Source organism: Rhodococcus sp. Chr-9 (assembly GCF_000801125.1).
GTDB classification, from domain to species: Bacteria; Actinomycetota; Actinomycetes; order Mycobacteriales; family Mycobacteriaceae; genus Rhodococcus; species Rhodococcus pyridinivorans.
On the sequence record NZ_JTIZ01000076.1, the window covers coordinates 155,195 to 166,680 of the forward strand.

At 69.5% G+C, this 11,486-nt stretch carries 10 protein-coding genes; 4 read left to right on the forward strand and 6 right to left on the reverse strand.

Annotated features, from left to right (window positions below):
• Position 1: 1 nt before the first annotated feature.
• From lipB to QR64_RS10725, 3 genes are all read right to left on the reverse strand, one after another.
• Positions 2-781 carry a lipoyl(octanoyl) transferase LipB gene (gene lipB / locus QR64_RS10715; protein ID WP_006554407.1) on the reverse strand — a complete coding sequence of 260 codons (780 nt, stop codon included), beginning with the start codon at positions 779-781 and terminating at the stop codon, positions 2-4.
• Between the two features lie 127 nt (positions 782-908).
• On the reverse strand, positions 909-2,651 hold the full coding sequence (gene sucB, locus QR64_RS10720) for a 2-oxoglutarate dehydrogenase, E2 component, dihydrolipoamide succinyltransferase (protein WP_039585168.1): 1,743 nt from the start codon (positions 2,649-2,651) through the stop codon (positions 909-911).
• Positions 2,652-2,949: 298 nt separating this feature from the next.
• Positions 2,950-4,461: a leucyl aminopeptidase gene (locus QR64_RS10725; RefSeq protein ID WP_039585169.1), complete on the reverse strand. Its 1,512-nt coding sequence runs from the start codon at positions 4,459-4,461 to the stop codon at positions 2,950-2,952.
• 155 nt (positions 4,462-4,616) lie between these two features.
• Between QR64_RS10725 and gcvT the strand changes: the two genes are divergently transcribed.
• Both gcvT and QR64_RS10735 read left to right on the forward strand, forming a co-directional pair.
• Positions 4,617-5,717: a glycine cleavage system aminomethyltransferase GcvT gene (gcvT, locus tag QR64_RS10730; protein ID WP_039585170.1), complete on the forward strand. Its 1,101-nt coding sequence runs from the start codon at positions 4,617-4,619 to the stop codon at positions 5,715-5,717.
• Between the two features lie 32 nt (positions 5,718-5,749).
• The gene (locus tag QR64_RS10735; protein ID WP_039585171.1) at positions 5,750-6,856 is read left to right on the forward strand and encodes a branched-chain amino acid aminotransferase; all 1,107 of its coding nucleotides are present in this window, start codon (positions 5,750-5,752) and stop codon (positions 6,854-6,856) included.
• A 74-nt stretch (positions 6,857-6,930) separates the two neighbouring features.
• Here QR64_RS10735 and QR64_RS10740 read toward each other — a convergent pair whose 3' ends face one another.
• The 3 genes from QR64_RS10740 to QR64_RS10750 all read right to left on the reverse strand — a co-directional run bounded on the left by QR64_RS10740 (position 6,931) and on the right by QR64_RS10750 (position 9,830).
• Positions 6,931-7,695, reverse strand: a complete 765-nt coding sequence (locus tag QR64_RS10740; protein ID WP_039585172.1) for an adenosylcobinamide-GDP ribazoletransferase — start codon at positions 7,693-7,695, stop codon at positions 6,931-6,933.
• Positions 7,695-8,786 (reverse strand): nicotinate-nucleotide--dimethylbenzimidazole phosphoribosyltransferase, encoded by a 1,092-nt coding sequence (gene cobT / locus QR64_RS10745; RefSeq protein ID WP_006554402.1) that lies wholly within the window; start codon positions 8,784-8,786, stop codon positions 7,695-7,697. Before cobT ends, QR64_RS10740 begins: the two co-directional genes overlap by 1 nt.
• Before the next feature lie 369 nt (positions 8,787-9,155).
• Positions 9,156-9,830 (reverse strand): DUF3043 domain-containing protein, encoded by a 675-nt coding sequence (locus tag QR64_RS10750; RefSeq protein ID WP_016693856.1) that lies wholly within the window; start codon positions 9,828-9,830, stop codon positions 9,156-9,158.
• Between the two features lie 141 nt (positions 9,831-9,971).
• Here QR64_RS10750 and QR64_RS10755 point away from each other — a divergent pair, with 141 nt between their 5' ends.
• On the forward strand, positions 9,972-10,322 hold the full coding sequence (locus QR64_RS10755; RefSeq protein WP_006554400.1) for a HesB/IscA family protein: 351 nt from the start codon (positions 9,972-9,974) through the stop codon (positions 10,320-10,322).
• Positions 10,323-10,456: 134 nt separating this feature from the next.
• Positions 10,457-11,431, forward strand: a complete 975-nt coding sequence (locus tag QR64_RS10760; RefSeq protein WP_039585173.1) for a carbohydrate kinase family protein — start codon at positions 10,457-10,459, stop codon at positions 11,429-11,431.
• The last annotated feature ends 55 nt before the right edge of the window (positions 11,432-11,486 follow it).

Consider the following 11,486-nt stretch of genomic DNA (forward strand, 5'->3'; position numbering starts at 1 on the left):
TTCAGAACCGGTGTGTCGTGAATTCCGGGGTGGTGGTGGGAATTCCGGACGCCCCGACGGCGTGCTCGAAGGTGACCCGCTCGATGTCGCACTCGGTCACGGGGATTCGGCCGTCGAGAGCGGCGATGACGGCCTCGGTGACGGCCGGGATCACGTCGTCGACGGTGACCTCCCGGCCGAGTTCGCCGGTGAGCGACGCGACTCCGGCGTCGCGGATGCCGCACGGGACGATCGAGTCGAACGCGTCGAGAGCCGAATTGCAGTTGAGAGCGAAGCCGTGCATGGCGACACCACGTTGCACCCGGATGCCGATCGCAGCGATCTTGCGTTCGGGGAGCCAGTGCCCGTCGCGCAGCTCGGCGGGAAGCCAGACACCGGAGCGTCCTTCCACGCGGCCGCAGTTCAGGCCCATGTCGGTACAGACGCGGATCAGGCCCTGCTCGACGCGACGCACGTAGCCGACGACGTCGATCGGCTCGGCGAGCTTGACGATGGGATAGCCCACGAGCTGCCCGGGGCCGTGCCAGGTGATCTTGCCGCCGCGGTCGACGTCGATGACGGGCGTGCCGTCGGTGGGGCGGTCGCCGTCCTCGGTGCGGCGCCCGGCCGTGTAGACGGGCGGGTGTTCGAGCAGGAGCAGGGTGTCGGCGCCGATGCCGTCGGCGCGCTCGTTCGCGAGTTCGCGCTGCCTCTCCCAGGCCTCGAGATAACCGAGGGTTCCGAGACATGCGACGGCGACGGGAGCCGAATCGGAACGGGCGGAAGACGAGGGATCACTCATGTTCCTGAACTCTACGCCGCACCGCAGGGGGAGGGCACCCGCTGTGGCGCGGACGCCGACGGGGGCATCACGGCAGTGGTGATGCCCCCGTCGGAGGTCGTCGGACGGATAGTCCGGATCCGGAAACCTACAGTCCCAGATCGGACTCGAACGCGCCCTCCTCGAGACGATGCTTGATCGTCTTGAGGAAGCGGCCCGCGTCGGCACCGTCGATCAGGCGGTGATCGTAGGTAAGCGGCAGGTAGCACATCGAGCGGACGCCGATGGACTCGTTGCCGGTCTCGTCGATCACCACGACCGGACGCTTGACGATGGCGCCGGTTCCGAGCATCGCGGCCTGCGGCGGCACGAGGATCGGGGTGTCGAACAACGCGCCCTGGCTACCGATGTTGGTGATGGTGAAGGTGCCACCGGCCAGCTCGTCGGGCTTGAGACCACCCTTGCGGGCACGCTCGGCGATGTCGGCGATCGCGCGGGCGAGCTCGGCCAGCGACAGGTCGCCGGCGTTGTGGATCACCGGGGAGAGCAGGCCCTGCTCGGTGTCCACCGCGATGCCGAGGTGCTCGGCCGCGTGGTAGGTGATCTCCTTCTTGCTGTCGTCGAAGGAGGCGTTGACGTTCGGGTGCGCGCGCAGCGCCTCGACGACAGCCTTGGCGAAGAACGGCAGGAAGGTGAGGTTGACGCTCTCGCGCTCGGAGAACGCCTTCTTCGCCTGGGCCCGCAGCTGGGCGATCTTGGTGACGTCGACCTCGAAGGTCTGGGTGAGCTGCGCGGTGGTCTGCAGCGACTCGAGGGTCTTCTTCGCCGTGATCTGGCGGATGCGGTTGATCTTCTGGGTCGTTCCGCGCAGCTTGGCGAGCTCGGGGCGCACACCCGGAGCCGGACTCGCCGGAGCGGCCGACTTCTGCTGCTCGCCACCGGCTGCCTTGCCACCCTCGGCGGCAGCGAGGACGTCCTGCTTGCGGATGCGGCCACCGACACCGGTGCCCTTCACCGTCGACAGGTCGACGCCGTGCTGCGAGGCGAGCTTGCGCACGAGCGGGGTGACGTACGGGGTCGCACCGCTCGGGGTGGACTCCTCCTGAGGCGCGGGCTTCGGGGTCGTCGCCGCGGTCCCGACCGGCTTCGGTGCGGGAGCCGGGGTGGCCTGCTCGACCTTCGGGGCCTGCTGCTGTGCGGCGGGCTTCTGCTCGGCGGGCTTCGGAGTCTCCTGCTTCGGAGCCTCCTGCTTCGGCGCGGACTGCTCGGCGGGAGCGGACTGCTGGGCCGGGGCTTCGCTGCCGATGACGGCGAGTTGTCCACCGACCTCGACGGTCTCGTCCTCCTGAGCGGTGATCTCGGTGAGGATGCCGGCGACCGGGGAGGGGATCTCGGTGTCGACCTTGTCGGTGGAGACCTCGAGGAGCGGTTCGTCCACGGCGACCTCGTCGCCGACGGCCTTGAGCCAGCGGGTGACGGTGCCTTCGGTGACCGACTCGCCCAGTGCCGGCATGGTGACCGGGGTGCCCTCGCCGCTACCACCCGAGGATGCGGGCTGCGCGGGGGCGGACTCCGCGGCGGGCTCCTCCGCGGGAGCCTCTTCGGCCGGTGCCTTTTCGGCGGCGGGTGCGGACTCTTCGCCGGCTTCCTCACCGGCGTCACCGATCACCGCCAGTTCGCCACCGATCTCGACCGTGTCATCCTCCTGGGCGACGATCTTGACCAGCACGCCGGCTGCAGGCGACGGGATCTCGGTGTCGACCTTGTCCGTGGAGACTTCGAGCAAGGGCTCGTCGACTTCGACCGTGTCTCCTTCCTGCTTGAGCCATCGCGTGACAGTTCCCTCGGTGACGCTCTCACCAAGCGCTGGCATCTGGACGGAGAAGGCCATGTCTGTTGACTCCTCGACGGTTGTGTTCGTGTGTGTTGAGTTGTACCGACTCGTGGTCGCCGACCATTGTGTGGTCGTTGACCATTGTGCGCGGGCCAGGAACCCCGTGCCTGCTGGTTCACGTGTTCGGTCGGGCCGATACCGGCGGGGCATGGCCCCTCCCATCCTTGCACCTATCTTTCGGTGATGTTCGGGGAGGGGCGGATCACCTCACACCGGGGTTCCGCTGTTACCGATCACACCGGTCCTCTCCCTTGCCCCGGGCGGGGCCAGGCGGGGAGAGGACCGGTGCGGAAGATCATCCGTTGGCGGCGATGTCCTCGATCACGGCGAGCATGGTGCGCACGGGCACGCCGGTGCCGCCCTTGCCGACGTAACCGAACGGTCCGCCGGTGTTGAAGGCCGGGCCGGCGACGTCGATGTGCGCCCACTGCACACCCTCGGCGACGAACTCCTTCAGGAAGATGCCGGCCGTGAGCATGCCGCCCCACCGGTGGGGGGAGACGTTCGCGAGGTCGGCCACGCGGGACTCGAGATCACCGCGCAGTTCCTTCGGGAAGGGCATCGCCCAGCCGTTCTCGCCGACCTCCTGGGACAGCGCGGCCACGCGGTCGCGGAACTCGTCGTGACCCATGACGCCCGGCGTCCGGGTGCCGAGGGCGACCATCTGTGCGCCGGTGAGGGTCGCGGTGTCGATGAGGTAGTCGGGATCGTCCTCGCATGCGCGCACGATGGCGTCGGCGAGGATCAGGCGACCCTCGGCGTCGGTGTTGATGACCTCGACGGTGGTTCCACCGTACTGGGTCAGCACGTCGCCCGGACGCTGCGCGGTCGACGACGGCATGTTCTCGGCCATCGGCACGGTCGCGGTGACGTCGGCGGCGACACCGAGCTTCGCGGCGAGCACGACGGTCGCGACGACCGCGGCGGCGCCGGCCATGTCGGAGGTCATCGCCTCCATGCCGGCGGCGGGCTTGATGGAGATGCCGCCGGTGTCGAAGGTGATGCCCTTGCCCACGAGCGCGACCTTCGGGGCCTTGCGCTTCTTCGACGAGTAGGACAGGCGCACGAGACGCGGGGGACGCGACGAGCCCTTGCCGACGCCGACGATGCCGCCGAAGCCCTTCTTCTCGAGCACCTTCTCGTCGAGGATCTCGACCTTCAGACCGGCGGCCTCGCCGAGTGCCTTCGCGCGCTCGGCGAACTCGGCCGGGAACAGGTGGCTCGGCGGGGTGTTCACGAAGTTCCGGGCCGTCGCGACGGCCTCGGCGATCGCGACGGAGCGGGAGAGCGCCGCCTTCGCCGCGCGGTCGCGGGTCGAGGGCACGAGCAGTTCCACCCGCGCGACCGCCTGCGCGTCCTTCTTGGGTGCGGACTTCTCCGACCGGAACTCGGTGTAGGTGTAGGCGCCGAGCGCGAAACCTTCCGCCGCGGCACCGAGGTCGACGGCGGACAGTGTGGTCGCGACCGTCTCCACACCTGTCAGTGCGCGTGCCGCGGTCCCGGCGGAGCGGCGGATCTGCTCGGCGTCGATCTTGTCGGCGTCGCCGAGACCGACGGCGAGCACGCTTGCCACGGGCAGGGAGGCAGGCGCCGGCACGCGGGTGAGCTCCTCGCCGCGGCCTTTCGCGCCCACGGCGACCAGGGAGTCGAGCAGTTCGCCGAGAACCGCTTCGTCGATCGGGGCGTCGCCTGCGAGGATCTCGGGGGTGCCGTCGGCGGAGGTCACGCCGATCACCAGGACATCGGCTCGTTTGGAAACCGAACCGGCGAGAACGAGTTCGGGAAGATCGGGAGTGGGTGCACTCACAGGGCATCTCCTTGCAGCTTGGTCGGGAACGAGCGAGTCGTTCTCTTGCGGCGTCGTTCGGTGCGAGGGGAATCGCCTCGATGTAATCGACCCTAATGACAACGACGCCCGGCGTCGCTGTCGGACACGGTGGCGGTGGGATAGCGTCGTACGCCATGAGCGACGAGGAACTGAAGCAGGGCCCCATCCACACCGTGCACGTCGAACTCGGTGCGACCTTCGCTCCGTTCGGCGGCTGGGAGATGCCGGTCTCCTACGCAGGGACGGTCGCCGAGCACACGGCCGTGCGCGAGAACGTGGGACTGTTCGACGTCAGTCACCTGGGCAAGGCACTCGTCGCCGGACCGGATGCCGCCCAGTTCCTGAACGCCACGCTCAGCAACGACCTCACCCGCATCGGTCCCGGCAAGGCGCAGTACACCCTGTGCTGCACCGAGAACGGCGGTGTCGTCGACGACCTGATCGTCTACCACGTCTCCGACGACGAGCTCTTCCTCGTTCCGAACGCGGCCAACACCGCAGCGGTCGTCGAGGCGCTGACCGCCGCGGCACCGGCCGGCGTCACAGTGACGAACCAGCATCGCGACCACGCGGTGTTCGCCGTCCAGGGGCCGAAGGCCGTCGAGGTCCTCGAGGCGCTCGGCCTGCCCACCGACATCGCCTACATGGGCTTCGCCGACGCCGAGTACGAGGGTGCTCCGGTGCGCGTGTGCCGCAGCGGCTACACCGGCGAACGGGGCTACGAGGTGCTGCCGCGCTGGGACGACGCCGAAGGTGTCTTCCGCGCGCTGCTCGACGCCGTCCGCGCACAGGGCGGTCAGGCCGCCGGTCTCGGCGCCCGCGACACCTTGCGCACCGAGATGGGCTACGCGCTGCACGGGCACGAGCTGTCCGTCGACATCTCGCCGCTCGAAGCGCGGGTCGGCTGGGCCGTGGGCTGGAAGAAGCCGCAGTTCTGGGGTCGCGACGCGCTGGTCCGCGAGAAGGAGGCGGGCCCGGCACGGAAACTGTGGGGCCTGCGGGCGCTCGACCGCGGCGTCCTGCGTCAGGACCTGACCGTGCGTCGCGACGGTGACGAGGTAGGGCGGACCACCTCGGGCACCTTCTCGCCGACCCTCAAGATCGGCATCGCCCTCGCACTCCTCGACACCGCCGCCGGACTCGAACCGGGCGACGAAGTGAGCGTGGACGTGCGCGGACGGTCGCTGCGCGCCGAAGTGGTGGCTCCGCCGTTCGTCGAGGACCACACCAGATAGGGCTTCTGCAGGCGGTTGTACCATTGTCCTCCATGACAGGTGTCCTCGAATTCGCCCGCGTCCAGCATCCTTCACCGAGCTCTGCGGAGCGGCGCCAGGAGGTTCTGTCGAATCCCGGTTTCGGGCAGTACTTCACCGATCACATGGTGTCGATCACTTACACCGGCGGGATCGGTTGGCACGACGCGAAAGTCGAGCCGTACACCCCGATATCCCTGGACCCGGCCGCGATGGTCCTGCACTACGGGCAGGCGATCTTCGAGGGTCTCAAGGCCTACCGGCAGGCCGACGGCAGCATCGCGTCGTTCCGCGTGACCGCCAATGCCGCGCGCATGAACCGGTCCGCGGAGCGGCTCGCGATGCCGTACCTGCCGCCGGAGCTGTTCGTGAAGGCGATCACCGAGCTGGTCGAGGTCGACAACGAGTGGGTTCCCGCCGCCGGCGGCGAGGATTCGCTCTACCTGCGTCCCTTCGCCTTCGCGACCGAGCCGGCTCTCGGCGTGCGGCCCGCGAAGGAGTACAAGTTCCTCGTCATCGCGTCCCCGGCGGGTGCCTACTTCCCGCGCGGCGTGAAGCCGGTCAACGTGTGGCTCTCCCGCGAGTACGTGCGCGCCTCCCCGGGCGGCACGGGCGCCGCGAAGTTCGCCGGCAACTACGCGGCTTCGCTCGTCGCGCAGGCGCACGCTGCCGAGCAGGGCTGCGACCAGGTGGTCTGGCTCGACGCGATCGAGCGCAAGTACGTCGAGGAGATGGGCGGCATGAACCTGTACTTCGTGTACGGGTCGGGTGCCGACGCGCGTCTGGTCACCCCGGAGCTGTCCGGCTCGCTGCTCCCCGGCATCACCCGCGACTCGCTGCTCACCCTCGCCGAGGACTCCGGTCTCTCGGTCGAGGAGCGACGCATCAGCACCGACGAGTGGCGCGAGAAGGCCGGCAGCGGTGAGATCACCGAGGTGTTCGCGTGCGGTACCGCCGCGGTCATCACGCCGGTCGGCAGCGTCAAGGACAAGGACGGCGAGTTCACCATCGCCGACGGCGAGCCCGGCCCCATCACGATGGCCCTGCGCGACACCCTGACCGGCATCCAGCGCGGTACCTTCGCCGACACCCACGGATGGATGACGACGCTGCGCAAGTGACGTAGCCACGAACGCGAAGGGGTGTTGCCGGATTTCCGGCAGCACCCCTTCGTCGTTTCCGGACGCAGTGCGATCTAGAACAAGGCCGCCGCAGCCACCGCGACGGCAGAGACCGTGCCCTCGGTGACCGCGCCGAGCACGTCGCCGTTCATGCCGCCGAAGCGCGCGACGCAGTGACGGGCGAAAAGCACCGAGGCGACCAGCACCACCGTGACGACGAGCGGTCCCGCCCAGAGCGGACCGGGCAGGCACACGAGCGACAGTGCCACCGCGGCCACCGTCCACACCGTGATCGGCACGACACCCTGCGTCCCCGCCACGAGCGAGCCGAAGCCGCTGCCGGGCGCTGCCGGGACACCGCGCCGGCACGCGACGACCACGGCCACACGTCCGGAGAAGACCGCGAACCCGACCGCCCCCCACGCGTCGGTGTCGACGAGCGCACCGAACGAGGCGGCCTGCAGACCGAGGACGACGACGAGCGCCGCCACACCGAAGGGACCCGCGCCGCCGCTGTGCATCACCTCGCGCGCCCGCTCGGGCGGGCCGTAGCAGCCGAGACCGTCGGCGGTGTCACTCAGGCCGTCGACGTGCATTCCGCGGGTGCCGACCGCCAGCACCCCGACACACACCAGGCCCGTCACCAGTGGTGGCGTCCCGACGGCGGAACCGATCAGGCAGACGGCGGTGGCCGCGGCGGCGAGTACGGCACCGGCGATCGGCGCCACGGAGATCGCACGTCCGGCGACCGTCCGGTCGATCTCCGTCGGGCCTCGCGCGGGCAGGACCGTCAACCACGACAGGGCCAGCGCGACCCCGCCGAGCCAGGCGCGGATCATCAGTCGGCGTTTGCCGGGGCGCTCTCGTCGCGGGTGCTCACGCCCGCTTCGGAGAAGGTGGCCATCTGCGCGAGAATCGCGACCGCACCTTGCAGCACCGGCAGCGCCGTCACGGCTCCCGATCCCTCGCCGAGGCGCATACCGAGGTCGACGATCGGTTCGAGCCGGAGATGACGCAGCGCGATGGTGTGGGCGGGTTCGGCCGACCGGTGACCGGACACCCACCAGCGTGCCGCGCCGGGTGCGAGTTCCTCGGCGACCATCGCAGCAGCGGTGACGACGACGCCGTCGAGGATCACCGGCGTCCGGCGGACCGCGGCCTGCGCGAGGAATCCCGCCATCGCAGCGAAGTCCGCGCCACCGGCGGTGCGCAGCAGGGCGACGGGATTGCGTACGTGGGGCCGCGCCCGCCACATGGCGTCGCGGATCGCGGTGACCTTGCGCATCCACCCCGCGTCGTCGACGCCGGTGCCGCGGCCGACCGCGGCCACGGGTTCGGTAGAGGTGAGGATGGCGATGAGAACGGTTGCAGGAGTGGTGTTCCCGATCCCCATATCGCCCGCGACGAGGAGATCGGCGCCTTCGTCGACCTCGCGGTCGGCGAGCGCACGGCCGGCCTCGATCGCGCGGACCGTCTCGTCGTGCGTGAGCGCGTCCTCGCGGTCGATGCTGCCGCTCGAGTGACGGATCTTGAACTCGGACACCTCGGGGGAGGTGTCGCTCTCGACTGCCATGTCGACGACCCGCACTCCTGCGCCCGCGGCGGCGGCGAGCACGTTCACGGCGGCGCCACCCGCGGACAGGTTCGCCACCATCTGCGCGGTGACCTCCGGCGGATAGGCCGAGACCCCGTTGCGCGCGACGCCGTGGTCACCTGCGAAGACCACGACCCGCGGTCGGCGGAAGGGATGGGGCGGGACCTCGCCCTGACAGGCGGCGACCCAGCACCCGAGTTCCTCGAGCCGTCCGAGTGAGCGGGCGGGTTTCGTCAGATCCCGCTGGCGTTCCTCGGCGGCGACGCGTGCTTCGAGATCGGGTGGGTCGACGCGCGGGAACTCGACGTCGGCGGGGGAATCGGAACCGCTGGTCACAGGTCACCTCTCGGACGGATCTTCACGCGAGAACGCTATCAACCGCCCGCTCTGGCAGAAATCCGATGCTATGCGTCATCACTGCCACTTCTCGGCGATCGGATTCGGTCGGAGGATCGAGACATGATCGAACTCACAGTCACCGTCCTGGTCCTGTCCACCCTGGTCATCGGTCTCGAGGTGCTCCGCCGGCGGACCGCTACCGCGCCGGCCTGGGTCCGGCGCGCGCCCTGGCGACTCCACTGGGAGCGGCACGCACGGACGACTCGGCCGCGGCACCGCATGTCGCAGGACGTGCAGGCCGCGGCCGAGATCCGGAGCTACCGCCGGTGGTGTGCGGGGCGCCTCACAACTGAGGTCGCCGGGAGGTCAGACGGCGTCCCCCGGGCCGACCCGGGGGAGCGGTGCACGCAGCTTCTTGATCTGGGAGGCGCGCACGAAGGCGTACCAGCCGAGGCCGAAGCCACCGTCGGTCGAATCGGGGAAGCGCTCGCGCACCTTCTTGTTGACCATTCGCCCGAGATAGATGCCCTCGATGATCATCAGGAACATCATCACGAACATCGCGAGCGTGACGTACTGCTGCACCACCGGCCCGAGGAACATCGACATGATGAGCACGAGCGCGAGCGGCATGAACAGGCCGACGAGATTGCGCCGGCTGTCGACGATGTCGCGCACGTAGGCGCGCACCGGGCCGCGGTCGCGGGGGAGCAGGTACTTCTCCTCGCCCGCGAGCATCCGGTTGCGACGCTCGGACGCGTCGGCGCGACGCTGCGCGGCGGCCGCCTTGCGCTCCTCCTTGCTCTGCGACTTGCGCGCGGCCTTGCGGCGCTCGCGGGCTTCCTTCGCAGTCAGGGGAGCGGGGGCGACGGGACCGCGACGACGGTTCTCGGCGTCGCGCCGTTTGGGCGTCGGACGCCCCTTACCGGTCGTCGCCTTCGCGGACGCGGAATCGTCGGGAGTCGCGGCCGGGGAGTCCTCGGTCGCAGGAACCTGGTGATCGGCGGAGTCGTCGGAACCACCGCGGCGTAGCAACTTCACACCACCAGGCTATGGGATAGTGGAGAGAAGCGGGAAATTCCGCACGCCATACCACGCTCGGCGCAACTCGTCCACGAGGAATAGATTCCGGCGCGGTACCGTTGAACCATCGGGTTTCGACACGAACGACAGGGAGCGCCCATGACTGTGCAGCAAGAGACCGATACTCACGGCGTCATCCTGACCGAGGCCGCCGCTGCGAAGGCGAAGGCACTGCTCGATCAGGAGGGCCGCGACGACCTCGCACTGCGTATCGCCGTGCAGCCCGGAGGCTGTGCCGGTCTGCGGTACCAGCTGTTCTTCGACGACCGCACGCTGGACGGCGACCTCACGAAAGAATTCGCCGGTGTGACGCTCGCCGTCGACCGGATGAGCGCGCCGTACGTCGAGGGTGCGTCGATCGACTTCGTCGACACCATCGAGAAGCAGGGCTTCACCATCGACAACCCGAATGCCACGGGGTCGTGCGCCTGCGGCGACTCGTTCAACTGAACCGAGAACGCACCTCGGAACCCCGGCGCTTCACGGCGCCGGGGTTCCGTCGTTTCCGCGGTAGTACCGTGGGACCGCTCCGGCTCTCCGTGTGAGCAGCCACACCATCGACATCCGCGGAAAGGCTCAGCCACGTGACTATCGCCGTGACCGGCTCCATCGCCACCGACCACCTCATGCGCTTTCCCGGCCGGTTCGCCGAGCAGCTGCTCGCCGACCAGCTCGCGCACATCTCCCTGAGCTTCCTCGTCGACGACCTCGTCGTCCGGCGCGGCGGAGTGGGCGGCAACATCGCCTTCGCGATGGGTGTCCTGGGCGGAACGCCGGTGCTCGTCGGCGCCGTCGGCGCCGACTTCACCGAGTACCGCACCTGGCTCGAGGACCACGGGGTCGACTGCTCGTCGGTGCGGATCTCGCAGACCGCCCACACCGCCCGCTTCGTGTGCACTACCGACCTGGACATGGCGCAGATCGCCTCGTTCTACCCCGGTGCGATGTCCGAGGCCCGCGAGATCTCCATCGCCGACGTGGTGAGCAAGCACAGCGTCGACCTCGTGCTCGTCGGCGCCAACGATCCCGACGCGATGATCCGGCACACCGAGGAGTGCCGCCGGCTCGGCGTCCCGTTCGTCGCCGACCCGTCCCAGCAGCTCGCCCGCCTGGACGGACAGCAGGCCGAGCAGCTCATCGACGGCGCCGAGTACCTGTTCACCAACGAGTACGAGTGGGGACTGCTGCTGCAGAAGACCGGTCTCACCGAGGACGAGGTGCAGACGAAGGTCGGCATGCGCATCACCACCCTCGGCGGTGACGGCGCGATGATCGTCGACCGCGACGGCAACCAGGTGCAGGTCGGTGTGGTGCCCGAGCGCGCAAAGGTCGACCCCACCGGTGTGGGCGACGCCTTCCGCGCCGGCTTCCTGCTCGGACACCGCTCCGGTCTGAGCATCGAACGGGCCGCGCAGCTGGGCTCGCTGGTCGCGGTGCACGTCCTCGAGACCACCGGCACGCAGGAGTGGAACTTCGACCGCACCGACGCCCTCAAGCGTCTCGCCGACGCCTACGGCACCGCCGCCGCCGACGAGATCGGCGCGATTCTCGGCGCCTGAGCGGCGGAACACCCGATCCTGGAAACGCGACGGCCGCGAACATCCCTGGGGATGT

What these genes read in the sequence shown, in the direction of transcription:
- lipB (WP_006554407.1), bottom strand. Translation starts at nt 781, where the DNA reads ATGAGTGATCCCTCGTCTTCCGCCCGTTCCGATTCGGCTCCCGTCGCC.
- sucB (WP_039585168.1), bottom strand. Translation starts at nt 2,651, where the DNA reads ATGGCCTTCTCCGTCCAGATGCCAGCGCTTGGTGAGAGCGTCACCGAG.
- gcvT (WP_039585170.1), top strand. Translation starts at nt 4,617, where the DNA reads ATGAGCGACGAGGAACTGAAGCAGGGCCCCATCCACACCGTGCACGTC.
- QR64_RS10735 (WP_039585171.1), top strand. Translation starts at nt 5,750, where the DNA reads ATGACAGGTGTCCTCGAATTCGCCCGCGTCCAGCATCCTTCACCGAGC.
- QR64_RS10740 (WP_039585172.1), bottom strand. Translation starts at nt 7,695, where the DNA reads ATGATCCGCGCCTGGCTCGGCGGGGTCGCGCTGGCCCTGTCGTGGTTG.
- QR64_RS10755 (WP_006554400.1), top strand. Translation starts at nt 9,972, where the DNA reads ATGACTGTGCAGCAAGAGACCGATACTCACGGCGTCATCCTGACCGAG.